The following is a 25,387-nucleotide window of genomic DNA, read 5'->3' on the forward strand; positions in this document are numbered from 1 at the left end:
AACGGCGAGAGGCGCGGTTTAGCGTATTCAGCCGTTATACCAGTAGCATTATCAACTCAAGGCACCATCAGAAATGACGTTCAAGAAAATCACCATCGCAGCAATCATCAGCGCCACGTTGCTGACCTCGGGCTGCGTGACCCACCTCTCCCCCGGCCAGGAGCGTGAATATGACGCTTACAAGGCCAAGGGGTTAGAGCAGCAGGAAAAGAGCGTTGCGCTTGCCGCTGGCCTTGGCATCCTCCCTATTGCGGGCTATGCATACACCGGCCACCCCGTAGCAGCGACATTCAGTGTTCTTACTTGGCCCTTCCTCGGCCCCCTCTGGATGCCGGCAGATGCTGCTCTGGCAGCCAAAGAGCGCAACTACTGGAGCACCAAAGACTATGCCGAACGTGAGAAGCGCAAGGCACTTGAGGTGATCGATCACAAACTCCAGGATAAAGAGCTGACCTATGAGCAGCACATCCGTGAGCAGCGTGTAATCGAAGCGAAATTTTCTCCTTACTAACCACCCTCTTGGAGCAGGCTTCGGCCTGCTTTTTGGTGCCCATGATGAAAGTAACGATCCTCGACGACTCGCGCACAGACTCATTCCTCGCCACCCAGGTTGCGCAGAGATTTTTCCCCGAGGTGGTGGTACACGGAACGCCGGGGGAGTTTCATTCAGGGCTGCGGATCGAGCCTCTGCCTGACTTGATCCTCATGGACATTCATATCGGTGACCTCCACAACGGCATCGGTGAATTGGCGACTGTAAGGGAGCAGTACACAGCGGCCAGTCTCATCCCCATTGTCGTTGTCACGGCCTCTACTGACGCTGCACTGCACTCTTTTGCGCGAGCACAGGGAGCCAGCGCGGTAATCATCAAACCAATTACCGTAGAGAAGCTGGAGTTCGTGCTGGCTGATCTACTGCCCGAATGCATCGCTGCGGGGGTTTGATATGGACTTGAGTCAACTGCCGAGTGGCTGGGTCATCGTTCTGTGGTTCGGCATTATCGGGGCCTGTATTGGATCATTCGTAAACGTTGTTTGCTACCGACTCCCGATCATGAAAAGACTCGGCCCGGATTACGCGGACGGCAACGCACTGCAAGAGTTAACTAAGCGATATGGGAAGTTCAATTTATCTGTGCCCCGCTCCGCTTGCCCCTGCTGCGCAGCTCCGATCAAGGCTAAGCACAACATCCCAGTCTTGGGGTGGCTCCTGCTTCGTGGAAAATGTGCCTCCTGTTCTTGCAGGATCAGCTGGACGTACCCCGCAGTCGAGTTGCTTTTCGCGGGTACGTTCGCCGCTCATGCTTGGTTCGAAGGGCTGTATCTGGCTGGCGTACTCACCTTGCCAATGATGGCCATCGCCTTTTGTGGGTTTTGGATTTACCGCAAAACCCAACGGATGCTTCCCATGTTCGGGTATGCATTCGTACTCCTTTTTGCTGCCCAAGCCGTCCTCACGATGATGGGGTTTAGCGCTTACGCATAGTAGATATTCCCAACTTTAGGCAGGCTCACGCCTGCCTTTTTTTTGGCCAAAGTGGAGATTTTATGTATATCGTTGACCAGCCAATCCTGATGATCGCGGCGGCATGCATAGGAGCTTGCGCAGGGCGCATCATTGGCTTGATTGGTTCAAGGTTGCCAGCTTGGCTTTTCGACGTATGGCATCGAGACGCCGTGGCGCATCTTGCGCTTGATCCTGATGCTGTAGGTTCAGTGCATATCAACAAGGGCTTTGATCGGTGGCGTTGGACAACACCAATCGCAGCAGCTGCCTCCCTCGCTGTTGCCGGCTGCTACGGTGGCACCTATCTAGCTGCCTGCCTGATTGGCTTATCTTGGGCATTGGTGCTGTTGTCACTCATCGACGCAGAGCATCAGGTGTTGCCCGATGTGATCGTGTTCCCACTCCTTTGGAGCGGCATGTTGGTGAGTCTGTTAGGTATAGGCGTCAGCTTGCACGATTCAGTGCTTGGGGCTATCGCTGGTTACAGCGCGTTATGGCTCACGTATTGGGGGTTCAAACTTATCACCGGTCGCGAAGGGCTAGGCGGGGGTGACATGAAGCTGATGGCTGTGATCGGTGCCTGGGGCGGCTGGCAAATCCTGTGTCTGACTGTCTTGCTAGCCAGTGTCACCGCTGTTGTGATCGCAGGCTTTCACCAGCTGCGGTCTGCAAGCCTAAGAGGAAACTCTGAGCCGTTTTCATTCGGCCCGTATCTCGCATTAGCGGGCTTTATCAGCATCTGCTGGGGCGATCAGATTACCGGCTGGTATTTAGGGATCGCTGCCGGCAACTAGTCCGTGCGGGCCAAAGGGGTAACTGCTCTCGGTTCGTTTGAGTTGGAATCCCTCCCATTCCCGATTCTCAACCCAACGCTGTGTTGGGTGTAACCTTCCATTTTAAGAATTTCTCCGAATCAGATCGTCATTTTCAGAAAATTTTCCTTGTAGCGGGATTACCGCTCTACCCTCCCCCTCGCCTGCGCTTATACTGGCTTCAACTCACCTTCTGAGGCCTGTAAGTGTATGTCCCAACGATCCCGAGCGACGGGCATGGCAGATAAAAGCCCGAGCGCTTTGCCGTCCTCGAAATCCACCTTTCGACTGATCCCGTTGTTTGACACCCATGAGGCAGTCACCCGGTCGAATGCAGCCGATTACGAGCACGACCGGCCTTTTATCACTGAGTATCTGGCGCGTTTCAGTGACAGGTTTGATGCCCGTTCCGATTACGATGCGGTGCGTAAATTCCTCAAGTCACATGAGGACACCAAAACGACCTTCAATAACTACCGGACACAGGTCGAGCGACTGATGCTGTGGGCATGGAACAAGCAAGGCAAATCGTTCCTTTCATTCCTGCGCAGTGATGTTGAGGATTTTCTCGCGTTCTGCAAAAAGCCCGATCCGTCCTGGGTGAGCACTTCAATCAAGAGCCGGTTCGTGCTGGCCAATGGGGTATATGAGCCGAACATCGAATGGCGCCCCTTTACCATGCGCACGGAGAAGGCAACGGCAAAGAGCGCGCTCGAAAACAACCGCGATGTGCCGGCGCCGTCCTTCCACATGGCAGACAGCTCTTTGAAGCAGGTGTACGCAGTCTTGAACTCACTGTTCAGCTACTGCACTGCCGACCGCGTAATGGACAGTAACCCTTGCGTGCTGATCAAGCGCGCAAATCGTAAGAACGCAAGCAAGGTACTCAAAATTCCCAAACAGAAGGCCTTGTCCAAACTCCAGTGGGAGTTTCTGCTTGAAACCGCCGAGCTGATGGCCACGGAATCGCCCCGGTCGGGCGAGCGCACACTTTTTTGCATCGTGATGATGTTCGGCTGCTACTTGCGCGTAAGTGATCTGGCCGGTAATGGTGAGTGGATGCCTGCCATGGGGTCATTCGTTCGTGACCGTGATGCGTGGTGGTATCACGTCATCGGCAAGGGCAATGTTCAAGACAAGATCGCAGTAAAGCCAGACTGCATTAGCTACTTGATACGGTATCGTCGATCCCGAGGCCTTTCCGACTACCCTGCCCCTGGCGAGTCCCTGCCGCTGCTCACCACAGTTCATGGCCGCGCTGGTTTGACCTCTCGCCTCATTCGAAGCGATGTGCAGTTGGTACTGGATCGCACAGTCGAAAGGATGAAGGAAGCCAACTTCCCAGAATACGAAATCGGAAACTTGCGGTCTGCCAGCTTGCACTGGCTTCGCCATACCGGTGCCACGTTCGATGCGCCGTTCCGAAACCCCAAGCATTTGCAGGCAGACATGAGGCACAAGAGTCTGGCTACCACCCAGAACATTTACTACCACGCTCTCGACGACGAGCGCAGCTCCGAGGTAGCCAACCTGTCCCTTCGGCGATAACCATTACCCGCTTATTTCCCCGGCCAAACGCCGGGAGTGTTCCTTTTTCTCGAAAGGGCGAGTGACTATTTGTCCCCAAACAGGCGCTCAATCTCTCGCTGGGCGATGGCCAGCTCCTGGAAATATGTGTCGGTCTTTTTGGCAAGGCCCTGGGCGTGTGTGAAAACCCTGCGCGAGTGCTCGATCAGGTTGATGATCAGAGACCGGCTTTCTGCGCTTCCGCTATCCCTCAGTTGCTCGATTCGCTCTTGTGCAGCAATCAAGCTACCCTGCGCGGCATTGAGGCGTTCGCTCATCGCGTCCCGCGAGGCCACGGCTTCCATTAGTTGGGCTTCGTTGCGTGTAGCCCGCCTCTCGCTTTCAGTCTGTGCAATCGACAAATCACCAACCAGGGCTTGAAGTTCTGCCTGTTTAGCTTCCGCATCCGCTGTTTTACGAGTGGCCTCTCGAAGACTCGCCTCAAGCTTTTCGCAAGAGCGCTGTAACTGGCCAAGTTGCTCGGTCAAGCGCAACTCGTTCCCGTGACTTGTATCGATGACTTGCTGCATCTGCGAGACCCTAGCGTTGTGCGCATCGCTATCACGCTGGCGCTGTACTTCCGTTGCACGCTCCAGGTTGTCGAGTTGCGCCTCAATTTCATCCACGCGCCGGCTCGACTCCACGAGTCGAGAGTTTAGTTGATCGTTGAGTGCTTCCGCCTTGATTGCTCGTGCCTTCCACTCCCCCAGCTCAGCGTTTGCCGTTTCAAGCTTCTGGGTCTCGGCAGTTAGCCGTAGGCGTAACTCAGCGTTGCTCCGCTGCTCCGACTCGAATGACTGGACGGCAGCTTCCTTCTCCATCAACAGCCCGCTCCATCGGGCCTCGACTTCTTGCCGGCGTTTATCCAGGGCTTCGCTTTTCTCTGCCGTGCGTTGATCCGCCAACTCGTCCATTGCCGCCAGCATTTGCCGTAACGGGATTTCGATCTGTTCTGGGAGGGATTCCAGCTGACGTTCAGGCGTCTCGGCACCGAGTTTGATGGCCTTTATGTACTTAGCAACGGTGGTGTTCGAGCCGCCAGTAATTTGCTGCACAGCCCGTGTAGAGGGCTCAAGGCCGCGTTCAAGCAAGGCCTCCATCGCGGCAAATACGTCAGCGCGGCCTATCCCTTTTTCGCGAGCCATTGGGCATCCTCTAAATAGTTAAAAATTACACCGTTACGTCACAGAGTAATTATCATGTAACACGTTGAGAAAAGCGAGAGCCAAGCTTGGGATTTCACATGCGATAAGAAACCATATCCCATGCTAGAGCGGTTTTCCGCCCGAGATAGGGGGATATGTAGAAAAGAGGTTGGATCGGTGGAGTAACGGCTGTAACGACGTTATCGTATGGCTGCAAGAGTGGATCGAGGGGTAGTGATGGCGGATTGATGCTGCTCATCCCGCTATGGCTAGACGCTTGGGGACTTGGCTTGCGAAGCAATCGCGTACTGCCTTACAGGAATCGAATCGACCATCTGTTTAATGGTGGCGCAGACGATTGGTCAGCATGGAATCAAGCGCCGGCAACAAGAGGATCAACTGTGTCACGACATTACATCGTTCTTCCTGCTGCCCTGGCGGCCGGCAGCGTGGGGATTGTCTGCGGCTACGACAGAGCACCCTTCACTCACTTCTTCCTTAATGTCAGCGACTCATTGAGCGCTGAACATATCGCTGAGCCGGTGTGGGCATCGATGTTCGACACACACTACGACAGTGTGCAGTGTGTAAATGGATTCGATGCGAAGCTTGCCTCGTTTGGTATCACGCTGCCAGAGACCGTCAAGCTTTCGCTCCAGCAGGACTATGACAACGACGTGGTTGACCGCGAGGTATGGTGGAACAGCGACGGCACGGAGGTCGATTCGGGACGATGAGCCGTTATCATCAGCTCGATGGAAACCGAGCGTGTTGGTTTCAACGATATTGATCAAAGCAATAAGGACAACCATGTCGCGTCACACCATAGAACTGCCGTCCACAACGGCTGCGGGTAAAGCACTTGTCGTTGTCGGCTATGACAACGGAATGAAGGGGCCGCACTTCTTCTGCTACGTGTTCGATTCCACCGAGCCTATGACTACCCCTTTGTGGAATTCACTGTTCACCCTGGAGTACAGCCACGCTCAGCAGGCTAGCGAATTTGCACCTGTTTTGATGCAGTGGGGGATAACACTGCCAGAGCGCCTAATGGCAGCGTTGGTTGAAGACTGGGCAAAGAATCAACTCAACAGTGAATACTACTGGCAGCAAGACGGCTCGTTCGAACAGACGTTCTAAATGCAAAAAGAGGATTTCTTACAAAAGTGCCGGTGTTCTGAACCGCATCATCACTGACTGTGGGAGTCGCAATACTCAGCAAGCAAGCTCTGCCCGGTGTTCATGGATGCACGGAATGTCCGCTCAAGTATGCCTAACCCCTGCCGTAAACTGTGGGGCTAAGGCCCCAGATACATCCGATTTTGAATGGCGCGCCCTGCGCGGGCATTGTCAGTAGGAACAGGCCGCTTTGGCCTACACAATCAAGCAGGAGAACGCTGCAATGGCAGGTTCTGACTACATCGAAATCGAGTTCACAAAGAAGGAGGCAATCTGCGCGGCGGTGGTTTTCGTCATCTTCGCAGGCCTTATCCTTTACAGCACTTGGCTCAATGGTTACACCCAAGCAACAGTTGAAGGCACCGATGCTATTGCAAGCTGTATCCGCCTGCGCTCATAGGAAAATGTATGTCATTTAAAGCAGCTCTGTTCGCCGTTGGCTTCATAGGGTTTTTGGTCGGGTTGTTAGTCGCGCTGGATGCTCAGCGTCGTCTCCGGCACCTTCACGTTGCCAAGGGCTTGATCGCCGAAGGTATCCCCGAAGCAGAGGCAAGGCATCGCTCAGGCGCAAGCCATTGGGATCAGCCGTTCACATCCAGAATCTGGCGTAAATATCCAACTCTGCCAAGTTGAGGGAACGATGTATACAACCAAGCAGTTTATCGCAGCGGTTCTAGTGGCGTTTGCCCTTCCATTACCACTGTTATTTTCAAGCCATAGCGACGCCAAGCCAGGAACAGTTGCGATGGCAAAAGAATTCGCCTCTGAGTATTTGATGACCATGTTTACTGTTATGGATGAGCCGATAATCGAGGGTGACATCGCAACGTTCAACGTCGTGATCCTGGATCGTAAGTGCGCGCTTACCATGCAACGGGCAAAAACTGTTGATGCAACGAATCGGTCAGGTTGGCTGATGATTCACCAGTCATGTGTACCGACGAAGTAGTCACGAGGAAGTCGCTGCACACACATGCCCAACCCGTGCGGGCCAAGCGCGTAGGAGCGGCGCAATATCTGCGCCAATAAATCATAGGTAGATGGATTAGATGAGAAGAATGAGCTTTATCAACCAAGTTGGCGCAGGTGTACTTGCAGGATTTTTCATCTCGTTTGTGGTGGCCTTCATCTGTTTTCAGACCGAACTCTTCCGTCAAGGTGCAGAGTCCATTGGGGTGTCTTTCTTTGGGTTCAGCTACTTTTTCGGCAGCTTTGTCACTAGCGCCATACTGTGGAAATTGTCGAAAGGAAAAAGCAGCGCTAAGTATTTAGGTTTCTTTGCGGTTGCAATCATAGCCGTAGGCTCTATCGGTCTAGGTAACCTTACGGCTGATTCTGTCTCTAGCGCTCCCATCGACATGCAGAACAACATTGATGGCTTTGCACGGCTGGTGGCTCAGCTCTCTTTTTGGGTTATGCCGGCAGTGGTCGTAATTGCTTACGGTTTTCTCCTGTCGGAGGCTCAACCCAGAAAGCCGGAATAGCACGGGAAGTCGCTGTGCCACCATGTCTCTCAATCACAGGCTAATCTCGTAGTAGAGGCACGGCTTTCGCGCCATTGATCGAGTACGTGGGAACGCGATTATTTTGATGTTCGGAGAAATTTTGATGGTGCCAGCAAGCCAAAATTTTGCCTCCGGTCGCTAAATCTGCAAAATGATATGACATGATTGCTGCATGCCACAGGCCCTTTATTGGGCCTTTGGCAGTACCAGAACGCGCTTGTTCTCGGATAAACCTAAGAAGGGGAATTTTATGTGGTTTGTTGGAATACTCTACGCTTGGCTTATGTGTTTCGGTGTTGCCAGCGCCACTCTGGTTGCCAACGCCGATCAAGGTGATGTTAAGGAGTTTTTTCAAAGTGCCAAAAATACTCACAAGGGGCCGTGAAAAGCGATTCCGCGCTCAACGTTTTCATTTAACGGTCGCAGGCGGCGCTTTGCTCGGCGCCTTAGCAGCGCTGATCTACGCGAAACTTCTTCTCTCAATACTTCTATTGGCAGGTGGTGTTGTCGCGTTGCTCTATTGGAAGGCAACAAAGTCTGGACTGGTTGATCTTTGAGTCTGTTTGTTCTACTGATGGCCAGTAAGGCTGACGCCGGCTCCCAACTCAAGATTCAGGGGAAAAGATCATGTAAAACAAACCGATTGCAGAACAGTTGAAGGCCATTCGGCGGGCATGTACAGCCATGAATCCTTGGCACTTGCCAAAAGGGTACGAGTTTCGTCCGGCATGCTCACATTGACCTTCCAACCCATCCTGCCATCCCATGGGCAGGTGATGGTTTTGGGAAAGGTGTTGACGGACTGGCATCTAGAAACACGGCCACCGAAGACCAGCGGAACTAGCACGGGAAAAACGCTGCACACCACCGGCCCGATAGGGCCTTTTTGCAGTGCTTCGTTGTACTCGGTTCATAAAAAGTAGACCAGCAATGCCCACGCCCAGCAGTCACACTGACCCGAGTCAGATGAAGAAGTAGAAAGTTGCTTTTCGCACCCTAAGATCGAGCAGGAATCATCATGTGTTTCAAATACAAACTGCATTGCAGTGTACTTTATGCCCTTCTTGCGCTAGCAGTAGTGTGCTACCTGCCGGTAGTGATCCAGGATGCTGTGACATACCGCGAGGTTGTTCTCGCACAGCATGCGTGCTGTGGCTTTGTTCCTGAGAGTCGAATCGAGCGACCAGTTACCTACGCCCTAGTCGATGAATGGACTCAACCAATTTGGAAAGAGAACGCCGTCAAAACCGAACGTTGGTTGACCTCCGATGGCATTGTTAACGGTCAAACGAAGTTTTGGCGGCTCCTTGAGCGCCATCCTTTGGAACTAATCCCGGAATGATGCAAAGCTCAGCACCCTTTCTTATCTCGGACGTTTTTGCCGGTCTCCAGACCAAGAGCGGGCGCTTTCTACCTCTACGAACAAGTCTGCGAAGGGGGCTCAGCAACTGCATCCAGTTCGGATGAATACAGTTGCTTACCTGCGTAAAGTGGCTTGATCACGATGCGGAGGACGCTCACCTTGAAAGAACTGAAAAAGACGTATGTCGCGCTCACATTGTCAATCGCGGCTGTCGCCGTAACCGGCGCATCCACGATACTTAGCGCTCTGCCAAATAGCGCCCGCATCAACGCCCTGGCCGCAGAAGTGGAAACGCTCAACCTGAGCAACGCGAGTCTCGCGCAGCAGCTTGAGGTGGAGCGCCAAAATCGGGCGAGGATCGACGAGCTGGATGTAGGATTGACTGGGATAGCGACTGTGTTGAAGGTAGATCGGGCTGAGTTGGCCAAGGCCATTGTTGCTGCAAGAAGCGCCAAGGCAGAATTGGTTTCGCGACAGTCATCTGCCTCTGTAACCCAGGTGTCGCAGTCTTCCCATTCACCGCAACCAAATATCGCAGGTCAGGGTGTGTTGGGGGCGCCAACTTCCGTAAGCTCGGATCAGCGGGTTCCGCTTGCAGCGTCCACTGCCGCAACCACAGCGACCACTGTCCACGAGGCCAAGGCTATTTCCAGCACTCTGGGAGCCGACAATCCATTCGCGACTCCTGCTGATTCCAACGAGGCACCGGCAGCGCTCACCGTCGCTTCTAACTCGCATTCGCCTGAATTACTCAGCATCGAGCAGGTAGACGCGGTGTTGGGCAAACGAATCTCTGAAAGCTGGTACAAACCCGCTGGAGCTGCTGATGGCCTGAGCGCCATTGTCCAGTTGCAAATGGCTCGGGACGGGAAGGTGTTTGGAGTAAAGCTGACGAAGGCCTCTGGGAACACCGCCTTTGACAACTCAGCGATCAGCGCCCTCAAATCCATCGGCGCTATCGAAGAAGTAAAGCGGTTAAGTGATGCGGATTTCAAAAAAGGCTATGCCGTCCGCTCCATACAGTTCACACCCCAGATGGGCAGCTAAACACCGCGGTGTTCCTCATGACCCACGTTTGGTTTTGAGGGTGCGAGCCCCGGATTGTGACGAGGAACAACGATGCACCACAACGACAACGCAGAATGGCCCGCTGGCTCAACCATGCGCATCGAATGCCCTAACTGCAATTCACCCATTGATACGCAGATCAGTGTTGCTAGGGACATGCGGTGCGCATCCCGGCCAGAGGATTGCGACCACTGTGGCGCCCACCTAGACGTGGATGCCGGAGGATCAGTGACAGTGCTAATGGCCCCTTCAAAGGTGGTGGGCTTGCGCGGACGGGAACTATTGGAAGCCAGAGTAACGTTTGATCCGCAAACACTGACATTGACAGGGTGGCCACCTTGAAGGTGGTTACCTGTTCAGGCGTGGTTGCCTGAATAAACTGTAGATTTACAGCTTCTGCGAAGCTTGAATCATCCTTGCTCAGCTCGCTTTGTGGTGAGACTCATTTAGGCGTGAACTGAAATTACCTAGCCAACCCCGCCGTTATACTGATGGCTCGAATCTCTGCGGCTATGACCATGAACCACGACGACAACACTGAACCGGCTCATAGCCAGGCGCACCGCGTGGCTCCAAAAACCACGAGCGGGTTGTCACCCAAAGCCGAACAGTTCAGGCAGGACGGCAGGTCGGAGAATACCGAACGTGCTTACAGCGCAGCAGTGAAGCACTTTCGTTTCGACTATGGAGGAATGCTTCCGGCGACGAGTGAGGCAATTTGCAATTACCTTGCAGCCTACGCCGAATCCCTTGAGGTGAGTACGCTTCGCCAGCGAATTGCAGGGATTTCGAAGTGGCACCGGAAGCTCGGGTTCCCTGACCCAACTGAGTCAGCAATCGTCACTGACACGATCCGTGGGATTGCGAAGAATCACATGAGCATGCCCAAACAGGCCTACCCGCTCACTTTTCAGCACCTGCTTGCGATATGCGACAAGCTTGAAGCAGAAAAGCAGGAAGCGATAAACCTGGGTATGCATGAAGCCATTCTGCGCACCCATCGAGACCTAGCGCTCATTCTGTTGGGCTTCTGGCAAGCATTCCGAAGTGATGAACTCAGTCGGGTTGATGTAGGCCATGTCCAGGCCAACAGGAACGAGGGTATCTCGATCTTCCTTCCCTACAGCAAGACTGATCGGAATGTTCAGGGTAAACGGTATGTGATGGGGGCCTTGAGAGCTTACTGCCCGGCCAGCGCTTACCTCGACTGGCTCCAAGTATCTGGAATAACTGAGGGACTGGCTTTCAGGGGCATCACGCGCTGGGGGCGCTTGTCGGCTAAAGGTATTCACAAACAAAGCATTGAGCACATTCTCAATCGTGTATCGGCCAACCTGTTTCCCAACGAGCCCCGGTTCACTACGCACTCCTTGCGCAGAGGCTTTGCTGACTGGGCGACACGTGCAGGGTGGGATTTGAAAACGCTCATGGAGCACGTCGGTTGGAAATCTGTCGAGAATGCTCAGCGTTACATCCCATCGCGGAAGGATTTTGGTGCTCTTGCACTGAATCCTTCGCCCATCGCGATAGCGCAAGACTCTAAGGACTCGGTGCAGGCTCTAACTGTTCAAGGCAGCTACACCATACAAAACGGCGATGAGTGATTGCGCTGACGACGCTCTCGTAAAAAATGAAGGGGATATAATGCATCGAATGCAGGACACGAAACTCAACCGACGCAACAGGGCTTTCCTCCGCCTGTTTGGCAATACGCCGTTCACCATCGGACTTCATCCCGATCCCAGGATGGTCAGTGAGGTTGGCACTGTTCAGGATTGCGATGCGATGGTAAAGGCTGTGAAGCGGCGGATAAAAATATGCGCAGCTGTCTGCGGGGCTGCCGTCCTACTCAGCTTGGTGTTATCGAAAAAGGAACCCTACGTGCCGCCTCCTGTCGCCTATCAGAGCGCAGGCGCAGTCGAGTCGGTTCAACTCCATGAAACCGCCTTTTCGACTTCCACGTCCGTCACTACATCGGCAGGTGTGTTTCAGGTATCCGGCGCCGTCACAGCTTCACCCGGTGACCAAGCCAAGATCAGTGTGAACGCCGAGGGCTCGCATACAAGCTCGAACCTCTGCGTGGAATCTCGATTCAAGGCGCACTGCTACAGGCTTCGGTAGCCGCCGAGCTGTTGAGTTGGAGGGGTTGATTGCCAGATACGCCAAAATCACCGAAAATGATCACACGCGTTTGCGTAGTCAGTCTCCGGGCAGTGGTCAGGGATGATGTAGAAAACTCGGAGACAGTAAAAAGGCGCCTGAATGGGCGCCTTTTTTCTTTCTCGCTTCAAGGTGCCGGCATCAGCATTTCGCCGTTAGCGCGGCGTAGCCGAATACGGTCAGCCTCTCGCTCTACCGACCAAAGTTCGTCTACCCGCTGGCTGTCTACACCCAGGATAACCCTCACTTGTGTGGCTAGAGGGCCTATCACAACACAATCACGATCAACTATTTCCGGGGTGGGGCCGAATATCGCCTCCATTACCCCCTCCGGCTTCGTAGGGCATGGGTCAACGCCGAAGACGGTAAGTAGTTGCCCGCCAGCGCTTAGTGTCGTTCCGGGCCTAATGACTAACGTATCCGGGGCTTTTAACCCAAATACGTCACTTACACTGCGCCCCAGATCCTGAACTGCATCGCACCCACTGACTGACATGGCGAGCACCATTGGCATCGCTAGTTTCATCTTCATGAGGCGCCCTACTCGGCTTTGGTAAGAAGGAGTTGATTCATCGTGATCGAGGTGGACAACAGGGCGTACTGCTGGCGCTGAAACTTGATCCATTCCACCACAGCATTCAGTATCCAGGTGTTCATGCTCTGTTTTCCACCGTCCTCGCTGAGCACGGTCTGCACGCCGTCTCTGATCTTGTCGCGGACGCTCGTGGGGAAACGGATGACAAACTTCCTCGGCTTGCTGCACAAGTTCAAATCGAAGTCAGGCACCTGATCCAGTACCTCATTGGCAACATTGCGGCCAAGGTGGGATTTCAGGATCGCTAGCATCCCGCAACTCATCTTGTAGCCATCCAGAGCTTCCAGGATCGCGGCTACGACCTCTGAGTTCATGCTGCGCCCTTGATGGCGTCCAATAGCCTCAAGCTCGGAAAACACCTCATCAAATCCTCTGAGCACGTACTTGTCAGCTGTACGGCTTGAATACTTTGGCCGTATCTTCGGCCCTTTTGCTGCGTCATTGATGACGCGCTGTAGCGCGGCAATGGCGATTGGGTTGGTTAAAGCTTTCATATCAGCCTCTCAAGCGAGCTGCATCAAACAGATGCGCGGGGTGAGAATGTAGTGAGTTTGGCGGCAAACAGTGCTGTCTGACTAATCGGATATAGGAATGGAAGACGAACCTGCCCATCGGCCCGGCACACCGCCATGCGGTTGTTGCCGCCAACGATTACCAGATGGCCCATGGCGATTTCTAGATGTGGTGGCGTCATCAGCCCGCCACCGCTCCAGTGCAGAATTGCACCTGCAACCTTGCTGCTTGCCACGGCCCAAAGTTGGGTGGAATCCCTGCGACTTGCACCATGGAGTTTGGAATCGATTTCCTCCAGGTCGGCCTCACCGATCATGTACTCAGCCTCGGCGTAATCTTCTGGTTTGGCACCGTCTTCTGCGAGGAAAAAATTCTCGGGCGAAAAATCCCAGCGCACCTCAAAGCTATCTGGCCATTCCCCTCTCGGCTTGTTCAGCACGCTGCGGATTGCGTTCATGTCTGGTCTGACTCTACCCATAAATCCACCCAAGGCCCTATTTGTCACAGGCAACTGTTTTATTGCGGTTGGCCTTCCAGCTGAGTTCGTACCCTGAAAAGTGGTCAGCCGGGACGAACACCGTTTCGCCGCAGACGGGTTGCACCTTAAGCATGTAGGACTTGGCCACCTCAGCTGGAACAACAGTGTCGTTCATACCGATCAGATGGCGTTGCGGCACTTTTTCCAGCCGATCTGCGAAATCCACAGGGTTCAGCGAGTCGGTGAGGGGTTGTAAGTGCTTCAAGGCTGTCCACGCCTGCGGATCGATGTTGCCGGCGATTGTTTGCACCTGAACCACATCTTCTCGTTGCGCGGCGAGCAGAAGGGCTACAGCGCCGCCGCCTGAGTAGCCAACCAACTCGAAACCTTGAAGCCCATATTGGGATTTGAGGGTGTCCAGCACTTCGCTCTCTGCACGGATCACCTCTTGGCTAAACCGTTTTGTAGTCCAAAATCCTCGGTTGCAGGCTGCGCTGAGGATGAACTGACAAGGCCTTGCCATGTAGACAGCTGGCCCCGGATCATCAATAGCCAATTCTGGAGCCATGCTTTTGTGTGGGGTGGGATCATCGCTGACGGTGCGGCTGGTGATCCATGCCCTGCCGTCGCCCTCGATGTAGACCCGGAGCACTTTCGTTTTCACCAAATCAGGTTGAAGCGTTTGGATAGTGAATTGGCTTGTCTTGACTGCGACCGGGCGAAGGCTCGATCCACGGCTCTGTGCTTCCAAGTCAATCGGCTTCATAGAGCATCCGGTGGACAGCGTGATTGCTGCCATCACCCCGGCGCGTATCAAGAGCAGGGAGGTGCGTTTCATAGTGGTTTCCTCCGTTAAAAACAAACCCGCCGTGGGGCGGGTTTGTTCATCGCCGACTCTTACCAGTCGTAACGAGCTTTCAGGGTGAAGGTATCGGCGTTGAAGTCCGCTTTACGTGTGTAGTCGTAGCTGGCGCCGACGGTGTAGTTGCCCTTCGTCCAGTCCAGGCCCACACCGGTCTCGTAAGTCCATTTGGTCGCTGGGGCGCCAGTGGTCACGAAGGTGTTGCCGCCCAGCGAGAACGACGAGGTGCTGTTGGCGTTGTCTTGGGCGAAGTCGTGGAACGCCATCAGGCGGGCAGTCGGCTTGAAATTACCGTACTGGCCTTCCAGCTTCACACCACCGCCCAAGTCGAAGACTTCAAGCGACTGGCTGCCGGAGCGGAGTGCCGCATCGGTGCCCTTCTCAGTGAAGCTGTCGATCTTGACCTTGCTATAACGGGTAGCTACGGTCGGAATGACGTTGAGGTTGTCATTCAGCTTGATCGTGTAGCCTGCGCTCAGGTCAGCAGCCAGGACGGTGGAGTCGTAGTCACCCTTGGCACGTTCACCGGCCACATAGCGTTTCGACTCGTTGTCGCCTTTACCGACAGACAGGGTGCCCAGTACAGAGTACGGGCCTTGCTCCCAGCTGCCATAGCCGCTCAGCAGGTTGGTGGTCACATCAGTGTCATTGCCATTGTCGCCCGACACATCCGTGCGGACATGGCTGAATGCGAGGCCGAGGGTAGTCTGCTCGTTGAGCTTGCCGTCGGCGCCGATGATCAAGCCGTTGGAGTTCGCGTCATAGCCAGCGATGCCGCCACGCGAGCCTTGATCACTGTTGCCATGCAACACTTTTACCCATGCACCGGTCTCGATCAGCGCGTCACCGGAGTTTGCGCCGACCGAAGCTGCGCGATTGCCGATTGCCGATGCAGCCAAGCCGGTTGCCGAGAGCGAAGCGGTTTGAGCAGCACGGTTGGTTTCCGGCTGGAGCTGGGTTGCCAGACGCCGCAACTGTGCGTCATTGGCGTTGATGAACGTCTGGTACAGATTGCTATTCGGTGGCAGCTTCGACAGAACGCCGTCGATGAATGCCTTCGATGCAGCGAGGCCGTTACGGTCGATGCCAATGGCCGAGAGGCCATTACCGGCTTGGTCGCCAGAGGCGAGCCCAATGTTTGCGGTCAGGCTGTTGTTCTCGACCGCTACGTTGGTAACGGCCAGCAGTGGGGTCAAGGTTTTGACCTGTGCGCCCAGGTTTACAAGTTCGCCAGCCGACAGCAGCACGTACTTGGTTGTTGCTTTGTTGAACGAACCTGGATTGGTGGTGACACCGACCACAGAGCCTTGCTCCAATGTCAGCTTGCCGGCTACAGCAGCGATTGCTTTGTTCGGGTCGGTCGCATTGTTTACGAACAAACTCACACCAGCGCCATTGCGGATGATCATGTCGCCGGTCACGTTGGTTACTTCCGCAACGTAAAGGTTGCCGGTGGCCACTTCCAACGAGTTGGCTTCAATCAGCTTGGACGAAATCGCAACGTTGCCGTTTACGAATGCAGCGCGGATGCCTTCGATGTTGCCGATGATTGTGCCGCCGTTCAGGTACAGATTGGCCTGACCGTTACCGTCGATTGCTGCTTCGCCACCGCTGATGGTGCCTTTGTTCTGGGTGATACGGTAGAAGTTATCAACGTTGCTGGTTTCACCCGGCCCGGTTTTCACAAGGTCGTTGGTGATCTTGATACCAACCCCGTCAGCCTTGACGGTGCCTTCGTTGATAATACCGTTCTGCATCAAATACTGCGGGTCTTGTCCGGTGGTAGTGGAGGCTGCATGGTTCAGAACAGTGTTGCCGAACGACTCGCGTACTTCGATACCTACCGAATGGGAGCCAGCTGCGTTGATCGTGCCGGTGTTGATGATACGGTTGTAGTCAGTGCGATCCATGCGCAGCGCGGTTGCATTGGCACCGGAAGCGTTGATCGTACCGTGGTTCTCCACGTCCTGGCCGAAGTTGACGTTGTTCAGCTCGATCCCACGAGCGCTGGCGCCGGCCACGTTGATGGTGCCGTCGTTGGTAACGTCGCGGTCGATGCGAGCGTACTTGAAGGTGTCCAGCGGATTCTGGTCTTGGCCGTCAACCTTGATGCCCCACGCGTTGGTGGCGGTAACGTTCACAGTGCCCTTGTTGATCAAGTCCCCGTGCAGGCGCACGTTCTCCAGCATGATCGCGGCCTGTTCCTCGGTTGGAGCAGTGCCGGACTGGTCAATGACGTTGATGGTGCCATTGTTGACCACGTTGCCATTCGAGTCATTGCCGCCATCGACGCCGATTTCGGTGTCAGCGATGTTGATTCCTGACGCGTTGTAGCCGTTGGCGGTGATGGTGCCATTGTTGACGAAGCTGCCGCCGATCACGCCTTTGACCGAATCATCGTCGATACCGATGGCGTCAACGTAATTGCCATTCAGGTTGAAGTTGGCGTTGTTGGTGAAGTCGCCAGTAATCTGTGGGCCGTCGAAATCGATACCATCCAGACCTGTTGGGCGCACAGCGGCACCAGAAAGGGTAATGCTGTCGAAGGAGCCTGTAGGCACCTGGATCGCTGCATTGCCTGTTACGTCGATTTGGTTGGTAGGTGCTGCTTGAACGGAGGTTGCTGCTGCGATGGCCAGTGCCAGGATGGTCTTTCTGCCGATGTTCGCCACGGTGTTATTTTCCTTCTCTCTATCGTCCGATTTCGCCCTGCATCGGGTGGGTTGTGCGGGGCGTACTTCTTATGCGGGACAGATAATAACGACCGCGTGTCGGGAATCCACTCAAGTTGATACATTTCCTCCCGATATTTCCTCCGCCGACGTTTTGTAGAGCGCTTATAACCCACTGCAAAATGTCGTTGATGGGCGACGGTCAGGGTAAAACCGCGAACCTTCTACGTTTTGAGGGCTAGCTGCCTCGTTTCGCCTTTCTATCGTTGCACGGCGGAAAACAAGGGCTTACGCTGCGGTGCCGTTGGTCACTCGTCGGGAACCATTTTTTGGCGTTGTAATCCTGGCGGCGTGCTGCCAAAATGGTGGCACTTCTCGAATCCCAGTCTAGGTATCGAGAAATTAACGAATAAGTCTGACTTTGATGCCTTCGGGTACGGGCCAGACAAATGACAGCTCAAGCGAACGTAGCGTGATCACTGTGCATAGCGAGTCTGCATCGCATGCGGGATGACGGTGGCCGTGTTCGTGTTGAACCAAGGGGAATTTGGTAATGCATCAGCAAGTGCTAGGGACGCAACTCTCTTCGTCCGACGATATCATGGCTATCCGCGAGCGCGAGGTAGCTGAGCGTATCCGTGGTAGTAGCGAGACCTTCACGATTCGCCAAATGGCGAACATCCACAAGATGAGCATCCCTTTTCTGCGTGATTTTGCGCAGCGTCATGGGATCAGCTTCGCGGATGGAAGTCGCTCCAAGCGCTTGTCTAGCGCAGCCATCAGACGGGAAAAACAGCACACATCCGCTGTTGTTGCTCGTTCCGTGTCACGAAAGCCGGTCACATCCCTCGACTCCGAAAAGATCACACCAGAGCTTCGCGAGCGCGCCCGGCGCCGTGATCAAGAATCCGTCAACGGTTTCGTCGAATATCTCCGTGAGCTAACCACTACTCACACCCGCGAACAGGCTGCCAAGCTTGTCGGCATTTCCCCTACTTTCATGCGCCGCATGGCCTACGATCAAGAGTTAGTGTTCGTAGGTGAGACCACCACAGCAGGTCGTGCCAATACCCCGGCAGCGCTGAGAAAGCTATCGAAAACCCTGTTCCGCCCAGGTGTTAAAGTGAAGCCGAGTTCGTCGCTTTTGATCCGGCATTACCTGATAAGCGACGTACCCGACGAGCTTTAAATTGTATCTTTGGGCGGCTGCGTGACTCTGGGGCTTCGAGCCTTTGTCACCACCGCCCTTCTCTGCCTTGCTGGCTGTCCGTGACCAGCACTCTCAACCTGCAACGAAACTTCCCGTGCCGAGTCATCGGCAGGCTTCACCGCAATATCCTGTTCTAGGTCGAAACCACGCCCCAGATTTTCAATTGCTTGAATGAATCGTTGCTTTCGATTTTTCGTGCGTGCCGTGCCCAGCCCCTTGTACTCATGGAACAAATTCACCGCATCGCGGGGGATGATCAGGGCAATAAACCGCTTAATGATGAGGCGAGGATTTGCGTTTTTGCCGCTGCCCCCGAACAGAATTGTTTCGCGGTCGAAGGCGTGGACGATGCCGTTGAAAGAAGCACCTGTAACAGAAAACAGGGTTAACTCAACCCTGTGAGATTGGCAGTGATCCAGGAATCGATTCTGTTCGCGAACGGTTCTGTCCACCATCTGCTCGATAGCGTAATTGAAGCGTGGCCTATTGGTATTTTTTCGGGTCACTGGCTGCTCGGGCATTCACTCACCATTTTTCCCTGTGTATCAGTGCCTGCACCGGGCTAAAAGAACTCTACGTTGCTTCTGGCAACTCAATCCATGAGGTTGTAAATCGATTTGATGGATATTGGCGGCGCATGTGTTGGCCAATTTTCCGATGCTCAGATCCAAACCGGATCGTGCCTTCACCAGAGACCCGGTTGATGCGATCAAGCGTCAACATCAACTCTTGGCTGCGTGGGCGCGATTCAGGAGCGAAAAGGTCAGGTATGAAATGGGTCTCGCTGATAGCGTCTACCACCATCAGACCGGCCCTTATCCATGCACCGCCACTCGTATAGCACGCCTTCAAGGCATCCATGGACGCCTCAATCAATATCCGCGAATCGTTGGTTGGTACAACCATGCCAATTGTTACCGATTTCCCCTGTACTGTCACGGTGGAACTACGGCTTGGTTGTAGGAAAATCCTTACGGCGCAGGCAAGCATCCCCTCACGACGCAGCTTCCGTCCAACAGTTGCAGCGAAGGTTGCGAGGTATGACGCAAGTTCAGAAAGGCTACTGATTGGTGCGGGAAAGGTTCGCGAACAAGTCATCGACTTGCGGGGGCTGTCGTCCTCATCCGGGCTGATGCAGTATTCCCAATTCAACTCGCGCACAGTCCTCGCCAGCCCGACCCCGTGCAGCCGGCGAAGATGCTTTGCATCGGCATTGGCCAGCTGGAGTGCAGTGGTAATGCCGTAACTGTTTAGGTGGTCAGTCAGTCGCCGCCCGATACCCCAGACCTCACCCACTTCTGCCAGGGCCATGAGTTTCTGTAGCCTCTCCGACTCAGTGATGACCACGACAGATCCAGTTTGCCGCTTCCACTTTTTGCTAGCCCAGTTCGCAAGCTTCGCAGTGGTGCAGTTCCTGGATATACCTACCCCAACTGGTATGCCTACAGTTTTCTGAACGTGGTTGCGAATGCTGGCGCCCACCTCTGCTAAATCTCCAGGCATTCCAGTTAGACGTACCCAGGCCTCATCGATGGAATATGGCGCACAGGAGCCGACTTTTGAGGTGAGCGCGGCGATCATCCTACGGTGGATATCCTGGTAAAGCGGGTAATTGGACGAGCGCATGATCAAGCCGTGGCGCCGGGTCATCCATTCGATTTCATGGCGCGGCTGTGACATTTTGATGCCCAGCGCTTTGGCCTCATCTGATCGACTGACCACCGCAGAATCGTTGTTTGATAAGACAACCACAGGCATATTTTGCAGCCGGGGTTCGAAAAGGCGATGACAGGACACGTAATAGGCATGGGCATCGCAAAGTCCGATTATCTCGCCTGATTGCGCTGTAACCGGTGAAGGCACCAAACCGCTACTCCCCAGATATCAACTTGTTCATCACCCCCGACAAAGATCGGGGCCATTTTTTGATTTTCAGGTATAAGAGCGACCCGTCCCGTCACGACCCCCAAACGCTTCACAGTGAAATCGCCTTGGTAAACCGCTACCACTATGTCGCCATGAGCGGCCTCGATACTCCGGTCAACGACCAGCACATCGCCATCAAGGATCAGCGGGGCCATAGACTTACCGCGTGCGCGAACGAGAAAGGTGGAATAGGTCGAGACATTGGCGAGTTCGTCGAGAGACTGGCATCCCCCGTCGCTCAGATCCTTATGTCTGTAGAGTTGGCGGAGGTTCCATAAAACGAGGCCCCACACGTCGATAGACTCACCATCGCCGAGAACAATAGGGGGTGTGGTTCGGTTGTCCGAGGTCAGGGCCGGGCGCCCTTGAACAGCTCCGAGCCTCCGTATAGTCCAGTCTTCATGGATGCTAGCCACTACCACGTCTCCGGTGAAGGACTCGCTTCCACACTGAACCACAAGCACATCCCCGTGAGCGATTAGCGGCAACATGCAATTGTCCGTCGCCGGCACTAAGTAGGTTGATGCGGCGGATACGCTGACAAGCTCGTCCAGTGAGAGCGGTGTTTCTTCATAGTCCGCTGCCGGCGACGGCCAGCCGCAGGCAACTTCGGTAAAAAACCTCAGTCTTGTAGGGGGATGGCTGATAGTGAGCCGATGTACCGCGATGTTCATGGCCTAGTCGCCAATACTGTTTAAACGTCCAGTATAATCCGAGGCTATGGTTTTGCGCTTTGCACTTCGACGAAATGCTCAAATTTGAATCGCCGGGCTGCTGTAAATGCACAGTATGGATCGACCGCGCCCGGCTCTGAATCGCATAAGGCAAGGGCTCCCGCAGGAGCCCTTTTTGCCTTCAAGCAAAGGTCATTTCAATTGACCGGGAGTGATCGACAACCGGAACACTTTGACCTGAGCGTAAGCTTCATCGCTTAAGCGGGCGATTTCAGGAATAGCGTTCATACGCAAAGCAGCTTTCACAGCGCTGTTGTCGAACTCGATCTGGCCGCTGGTGTTGGCTACCTGCACGTCCAGGAGCGTGCCCTGCCGGTCTACCGCAAACTGAAGCACAACAACATCCTCGTCATCCATGCTTTCGGCACCAGGACGGCGTGGCGGTTCTTCCCATTGCGGCTTCATGCGTGACCGAATCAGTTGGTCGAAGCGAGCATTAACGCCATTCGCCAGAGGGCGCTGTTCTTGCTTGGCTCGTTCAGCGGCCTTAAGGGCTTCTTGATTGACGGTTTCAAAGCCTGCCGGCTTTGTTTTCGACTCGCTCTTGTGTTCGGCCTGCTCACGGCGGATTTCTGCAAGCTCTGCTTGCAATGACTGGACTGTGCGGGCCTGTTTTACCACTTCACCTTGTAGGGCTTGGATCAGTCGATCCTGATTGCCATCGGAGCGTTCGGTGAGCCCCTGGAAGGATTCAAGGTTGTCGATTTTGTTGGACATTTTTACGGAGGCGACAGAGTTGATCGCGGTGAAAGCGTGACCACCAATCGCGATGGCCAGGGCGAGGGACGCAATCGCACCGGGGAACCATTTTGCCTGTAGGAAAGACTTTGCCTTGGATTGAACATCCTGGCCCTGCTGCTGCTCCATAAATCCCCTTTTCTCTCGGTAGGATGACGATGCTGTCAGTCTTTCCGATCAGCCCTTCTGGGGCAACTCAACCCAGTGCGTTTACTCACACCTGCCCTCGGCTTTGAGTAACTGCATCGACCTCGGTGGCGAAGCACTCCCTAAATATTGAAACTTGGAGGCAACTGTCATAGAGAGGTCTCCTGCATGAGCAACAATCCAGCTTCAGATTTCCCACGCAACTACTCCCAACTGCCGCAGCACGCGAAAACGATGATCGCGGCGCTGGTCGGCGCAGTGATCGGTAGCGCTGCCTGTCTTCACACTTACTACAACTTGCTGGGCGGCGCTGAGCAGAATCAGCGTGCGGCACAGATCGAAACCACGGTAGAGCACAATCGGCAAGTGGTGGAGCAAACGCTGGCCGTTCTCACGCGGATCGAAGCATCGATCACCGACCGTGCAGCACAAGGGGGTAACGCTCTTTCGAAAAAGCCTACCCAACGGGAAATCAACGACGCCATTGACGGGCTTTTCGAAAAAATTGACGACGGCTCTGCGCCGGCAAAGAACGATGCATCCGCAGAAACCCAAGCGCATGACCAGAATGCTGCTCACGCGGAAGCGTCTGCTGATGACGGCAGCGATGCAAAGAGTGGTGAAAATGCTAGTGCCACGCCGAGCGAGGCGTCTGCTGGCTAAAGGTGTGCTGTTGAAACCGTTGGGGCTACAAAAAGCCCCAACGCTCCCCCTTCACATCAAGCACTCGGCTTCGCCAAGGTGCTTCCCTTCTGTCACAGCGCAATCCTTCGCGGGTCGTAAGCCAATGGGCTTATCGCTTCCTTGTCTGGTCACTGTGTGCCAGTCCGTTGTCGAAAGAGGGCTCTCTTTCGCTGGGCAATATGATAGCAAACGAACTATCTCATTCCTACCGCGCCTGTTTTCGCGTTGAAACAAAGCGGGCACCATCTTGGCTGTGGAATCGGTTAACGGATAGCTGGTTGCACATTCACTGGCGATTCAGCAGTTTAATTCATGTCTGGCATGCCAAATTGGCAGATTTCCCTTTTGTAACGCCGCTACGCGAATACCGGCATCGGCGCGGTGAGGATTGCGACCAAGGCTGAACTGGCCACTGGCACGTCCACCTGGACACCTTCGTATCTCCACTCAGGGAAGTCGGCTGGGTTGAAGATACCGTGTGGAACCGTGGTCACCTCTCCCAACCACATCCGTGCTCGGTAATCAACGAGGCTCCCGTCCTCCAACTCGATCCATAAGTGAACCGGGCTCACCGTTGCCCCATCACTGGAACTCACCCTGCCGAACAAGCAGCGATGCTGTATGCCGGCATTGACCAGCGCGGTATGCGCAAGCCTGACGAAACCGTCGCATTCAACCGGTGCCGCCTCGTAAACACTCAGCAGTTGGTGCAGTTCATGAGCCATGTAGCTACTTGCTCCATGCATGTGGTGTAGCGCCTGAGAGGTGTCGGTCGTATACCCGTTTGGCGCAGGCTTGCCAGAGTTCTGGCGCGAAAGTAAACACCGCAGCGAGGAAGAGGTACGAATCGCCGTTCGCCCCACGCAGTTGCAATGCCTTCTCTACCCACTGCTGGTTCCCATACTGGGATTTGACGATGGATTCAGCTACGTCAGCAAAGACTGAGACGTCCGGCGCTTCCACGACTTGAATCAGAACTGAGCGGTTAGCTTGGATGCGTGCGTCAGCAAAAGAACCATGGAAGTAGCGCTTGGCGTACTTGAACGCCTGAATACCCGGCCAAACCGCAAGCGGTATGCTCAACCAGAGCGGCAGAAAGGTGTATAGCAGGCAAGCGCATGCAGCGGCGCCACCGATGCCGATCAATGCTGGATAGGTTTTCAGATGAGTCGGATCGAGGTAGTTGCTGCCCAGGGCTGGCGCTGCGCTCTCAGAACGGATGCTGAGAGAGAAAGCCAACGGGGCCAGAGTCGGAACAGTTTTCCGAGGGGTTTCCATTTGCGTGTCCTCCATATGCGGCCCGAGGCCTGGGTTCTGTTTAAGAATAACGGCCAACCGCCTTCACTCCACTTCCGGCTCCAATAATCGGGCGCGGGCATTTTGCACGTACCACGATGACACCGCACCCACGTCGTTAGCCTATGGGCAATCACAAACGGAGCGGCACATGAACGATTTTACCTCCCCTGACTGGATCACAGCCTACAGTGCTGGCCACCGTATCAGCGCGGCTCAGGGACGTGCGGCATACAGCACCTACTACTGCGTAGATGGCCAAGGCGATGATGACTTGGCTATCGATGAGTTGGTGGTGCCGAATGCCCCCCTGTTGCGCCCTTATGCAAGCCGTACTGGAACCAAGTCCACCTTGGCGAACATGCGGGATATGGGATGGTCGATCCTCGTGTCCGCTGCCGGCGTGCTTCGTACCGAGGGATTCGAAGTATGGGGTGTAGACAACGGTGCGTGGAGCGCTTTTCAGCAGGGCAAACCATTTGACGAGGATGCTTTCTCGCGAGCGATCGACAAGGTTGGCGAGGGGGCTCAATGGGTCGTCTTGCCAGATATCGTGGCCGGGGGGATGGCTAGCCTAGAGTTGTCTCTGCAATGGCTGGATCGCCTCAAAGGGTTCCCAGAACGGCTGCTGATCGCCGTACAGGACGGGATGACTCCCGACGATGTACGCCAATACCTGGGGCCAATGGTCGGCATTTTCCTTGGGGGTTCGACCGAGTGGAAGCTGGCGACGATGAATGCTTGGGGACAGGTTGCCCGGCGCCGAAACTGCTACTTCCACGTTGGTCGGGTTAACTCACTCAAGCGCATTAATGCATGTGCGCAGGCCGGCGCTGACTCTTTCGATGGTACAAGTGTGATCGCCTTCCCTGACTCGATCTACAAGCTCACAAACGGCGTGTTAGCTGGCCAGCACCAGCAGAGCATGTTTAATCCTCGTACCCACGCACTGGCGGAGCTGGAGTACGACTGCCAATGGTCATTGGTGCCGGCCTCGATCCGCGCAGCATAATCGAGCGGGATTGGTTACCGCACTCATCTTCTATGCGATTGGGGGAGGAACATCGCAGCCCCCTCGCAGCGCGTTTGGAGGCAAAGAAAAAGGCGCCCTTCGGCGTTTTCCTATTTATTCCGTAAGACAGTTCTTACTTAAACCAGTCGGACTGCATTTACTAGATGCAGTGGCTGATCAGGTGCGCCGGCATACCAGATGCAGTGTTTCAGGAA

At 54.7% G+C, this 25,387-nt stretch carries 29 protein-coding genes; 18 read left to right on the top strand and 11 right to left on the bottom strand.

The genetic code is table 11. The features are described from left to right. Positions 1–73: 73 nt before the first annotated feature. The 5 genes from QOM10_RS29620 (at position 74) to QOM10_RS29635 (ending at position 3,867) form a co-directional block, all read left to right on the top strand. Entirely contained in the window at positions 74–511 is a 438-nt protein-coding gene (locus tag QOM10_RS29620; RefSeq protein ID WP_101165787.1) for a hypothetical protein, read from the top strand. 44 nt (positions 512–555) lie between these two features. Continuing rightward, positions 556–945: a response regulator gene (locus QOM10_RS29625; RefSeq protein WP_162254886.1), complete on the top strand. Its 390-nt coding sequence runs from the start codon at positions 556–558 to the stop codon at positions 943–945. A 109-nt stretch (positions 946–1,054) separates the two neighbouring features. Beyond that, the gene (locus QOM10_RS31440) at positions 1,055–1,486 is read left to right on the top strand and encodes a prepilin peptidase (protein ID WP_410479237.1); all 432 of its coding nucleotides are present in this window, start codon (positions 1,055–1,057) and stop codon (positions 1,484–1,486) included. 62 nt (positions 1,487–1,548) lie between these two features. Next, positions 1,549–2,301 (top strand): prepilin peptidase, encoded by a 753-nt coding sequence (locus QOM10_RS29630; protein WP_057451403.1) that lies wholly within the window; start codon positions 1,549–1,551, stop codon positions 2,299–2,301. Between the two features lie 255 nt (positions 2,302–2,556). Then, entirely contained in the window at positions 2,557–3,867 is a 1,311-nt protein-coding gene (locus tag QOM10_RS29635) for a tyrosine-type recombinase/integrase (protein WP_057451402.1), read from the top strand. Between the two features lie 65 nt (positions 3,868–3,932). On the opposite strand, the gene QOM10_RS29640 is transcribed toward QOM10_RS29635, so the two are convergent. Then, positions 3,933–5,030, bottom strand: a complete 1,098-nt coding sequence (locus tag QOM10_RS29640) for a DNA-binding protein (RefSeq protein ID WP_057451401.1) — start codon at positions 5,028–5,030, stop codon at positions 3,933–3,935. 248 nt (positions 5,031–5,278) lie between these two features. On the opposite strand from QOM10_RS29640, the gene QOM10_RS29645 reads away from it, so the two are divergent. The 10 genes from QOM10_RS29645 to QOM10_RS29690 all read left to right on the top strand — a co-directional run bounded on the left by QOM10_RS29645 (position 5,279) and on the right by QOM10_RS29690 (position 11,749). Then, on the top strand, positions 5,279–5,767 hold the full coding sequence (locus QOM10_RS29645; protein ID WP_133125559.1) for a hypothetical protein: 489 nt from the start codon (positions 5,279–5,281) through the stop codon (positions 5,765–5,767). A 73-nt stretch (positions 5,768–5,840) separates the two neighbouring features. After that, positions 5,841–6,170, top strand: a complete 330-nt coding sequence (locus QOM10_RS29650; protein WP_133125558.1) for a hypothetical protein — start codon at positions 5,841–5,843, stop codon at positions 6,168–6,170. A gap of 262 nt (positions 6,171–6,432) precedes the next feature. Next, complete coding sequence (locus QOM10_RS29655; RefSeq protein WP_156395689.1) at positions 6,433–6,609, top strand: hypothetical protein; 177 nt, start codon at positions 6,433–6,435, stop codon at positions 6,607–6,609. Between the two features lie 8 nt (positions 6,610–6,617). Continuing rightward, entirely contained in the window at positions 6,618–6,842 is a 225-nt protein-coding gene (locus tag QOM10_RS29660) for a hypothetical protein (RefSeq protein ID WP_133125557.1), read from the top strand. Between the two features lie 7 nt (positions 6,843–6,849). Continuing rightward, entirely contained in the window at positions 6,850–7,158 is a 309-nt protein-coding gene (locus QOM10_RS29665; protein ID WP_101165783.1) for a hypothetical protein, read from the top strand. A 109-nt stretch (positions 7,159–7,267) separates the two neighbouring features. Continuing rightward, positions 7,268–7,693, top strand: coding sequence for a hypothetical protein (locus QOM10_RS29670; protein ID WP_316918483.1), 426 nt, complete (start codon positions 7,268–7,270; stop codon positions 7,691–7,693). A gap of 182 nt (positions 7,694–7,875) precedes the next feature. Continuing rightward, a complete protein-coding gene (locus tag QOM10_RS29675; RefSeq protein ID WP_156395688.1) occupies positions 7,876–8,271 on the top strand; it encodes a hypothetical protein in 396 nt (131 codons plus the stop codon). 461 nt (positions 8,272–8,732) lie between these two features. Further along, a complete protein-coding gene (locus tag QOM10_RS29680) occupies positions 8,733–9,056 on the top strand; it encodes a hypothetical protein (protein ID WP_057451395.1) in 324 nt (107 codons plus the stop codon). Between the two features lie 180 nt (positions 9,057–9,236). Next, positions 9,237–10,124 (top strand): TonB C-terminal domain-containing protein, encoded by an 888-nt coding sequence (locus tag QOM10_RS29685; protein WP_316918484.1) that lies wholly within the window; start codon positions 9,237–9,239, stop codon positions 10,122–10,124. Between the two features lie 539 nt (positions 10,125–10,663). Further along, positions 10,664–11,749, top strand: coding sequence for a site-specific integrase (locus QOM10_RS29690; RefSeq protein ID WP_162893419.1), 1,086 nt, complete (start codon positions 10,664–10,666; stop codon positions 11,747–11,749). Positions 11,750–12,845: 1,096 nt separating this feature from the next. Here the strand turns inward: QOM10_RS29690 and QOM10_RS29695 are convergent. Genes QOM10_RS29695 through QOM10_RS29710 form a run of 4 tightly spaced genes read right to left on the bottom strand, consistent with a single transcriptional unit; the run spans position 12,846 to position 17,269 of the window. Further along, positions 12,846–13,394: an Arc family DNA-binding protein gene (locus tag QOM10_RS29695; protein ID WP_057451390.1), complete on the bottom strand. Its 549-nt coding sequence runs from the start codon at positions 13,392–13,394 to the stop codon at positions 12,846–12,848. A 23-nt stretch (positions 13,395–13,417) separates the two neighbouring features. Continuing rightward, positions 13,418–13,870, bottom strand: coding sequence for a hypothetical protein (locus QOM10_RS29700; RefSeq protein WP_057451389.1), 453 nt, complete (start codon positions 13,868–13,870; stop codon positions 13,418–13,420). A gap of 37 nt (positions 13,871–13,907) precedes the next feature. Continuing rightward, on the bottom strand, positions 13,908–14,729 hold the full coding sequence (locus QOM10_RS29705) for an alpha/beta hydrolase (protein ID WP_316918485.1): 822 nt from the start codon (positions 14,727–14,729) through the stop codon (positions 13,908–13,910). A gap of 59 nt (positions 14,730–14,788) precedes the next feature. Next, positions 14,789–17,269 carry an autotransporter outer membrane beta-barrel domain-containing protein gene (locus QOM10_RS29710; protein ID WP_316918486.1) on the bottom strand — a complete coding sequence of 827 codons (2,481 nt, stop codon included), beginning with the start codon at positions 17,267–17,269 and terminating at the stop codon, positions 14,789–14,791. Positions 17,270–17,978: 709 nt separating this feature from the next. On the opposite strand from QOM10_RS29710, the gene QOM10_RS29715 reads away from it, so the two are divergent. After that, positions 17,979–18,614 carry a hypothetical protein gene (locus tag QOM10_RS29715; protein WP_057451386.1) on the top strand — a complete coding sequence of 212 codons (636 nt, stop codon included), beginning with the start codon at positions 17,979–17,981 and terminating at the stop codon, positions 18,612–18,614. Here QOM10_RS29715 and QOM10_RS29720 read toward each other — a convergent pair. The 4 genes from QOM10_RS29720 to QOM10_RS29735 all read right to left on the bottom strand — a co-directional run bounded on the left by QOM10_RS29720 (position 18,611) and on the right by QOM10_RS29735 (position 22,162). Beyond that, entirely contained in the window at positions 18,611–19,156 is a 546-nt protein-coding gene (locus QOM10_RS29720) for an RNA chaperone Hfq (protein ID WP_057451385.1), read from the bottom strand. The two genes, QOM10_RS29715 and QOM10_RS29720, sit on opposite strands and share 4 nt — an antisense overlap. 52 nt (positions 19,157–19,208) lie before the next feature. Continuing rightward, the gene (locus tag QOM10_RS29725; RefSeq protein WP_234821207.1) at positions 19,209–20,498 is read right to left on the bottom strand and encodes a Y-family DNA polymerase; all 1,290 of its coding nucleotides are present in this window, start codon (positions 20,496–20,498) and stop codon (positions 19,209–19,211) included. Then, a complete protein-coding gene (locus QOM10_RS29730) occupies positions 20,462–21,235 on the bottom strand; it encodes a S24 family peptidase (protein ID WP_082534438.1) in 774 nt (257 codons plus the stop codon). Before QOM10_RS29730 ends, QOM10_RS29725 begins: the two co-directional genes overlap by 37 nt. 192 nt (positions 21,236–21,427) lie before the next feature. Beyond that, positions 21,428–22,162, bottom strand: a complete 735-nt coding sequence (locus QOM10_RS29735) for an energy transducer TonB (protein ID WP_057451382.1) — start codon at positions 22,160–22,162, stop codon at positions 21,428–21,430. A gap of 186 nt (positions 22,163–22,348) precedes the next feature. Between QOM10_RS29735 and QOM10_RS29740 the strand changes: the two genes are divergently transcribed. After that, a complete protein-coding gene (locus QOM10_RS29740) occupies positions 22,349–22,843 on the top strand; it encodes a hypothetical protein (RefSeq protein WP_057451381.1) in 495 nt (164 codons plus the stop codon). A 377-nt stretch (positions 22,844–23,220) separates the two neighbouring features. Here QOM10_RS29740 and QOM10_RS29745 read toward each other — a convergent pair whose 3' ends face one another. Beyond that, positions 23,221–23,589 (bottom strand): hypothetical protein, encoded by a 369-nt coding sequence (locus tag QOM10_RS29745; RefSeq protein ID WP_057451380.1) that lies wholly within the window; start codon positions 23,587–23,589, stop codon positions 23,221–23,223. Positions 23,590–23,593: 4 nt separating this feature from the next. Further along, entirely contained in the window at positions 23,594–24,199 is a 606-nt protein-coding gene (locus QOM10_RS29750) for a hypothetical protein (RefSeq protein WP_162893417.1), read from the bottom strand. Between the two features lie 112 nt (positions 24,200–24,311). On the opposite strand from QOM10_RS29750, the gene QOM10_RS29755 reads away from it, so the two are divergent. Beyond that, positions 24,312–25,172 (top strand): hypothetical protein, encoded by an 861-nt coding sequence (locus tag QOM10_RS29755; RefSeq protein ID WP_057451378.1) that lies wholly within the window; start codon positions 24,312–24,314, stop codon positions 25,170–25,172. Positions 25,173–25,387 lie beyond the last annotated feature (215 nt).

It is taken from the genome of Pseudomonas sp. P108, assembly GCF_032613195.1.
In the GTDB taxonomy this organism is placed as follows: Bacteria; Pseudomonadota; Gammaproteobacteria; order Pseudomonadales; family Pseudomonadaceae; genus Aquipseudomonas.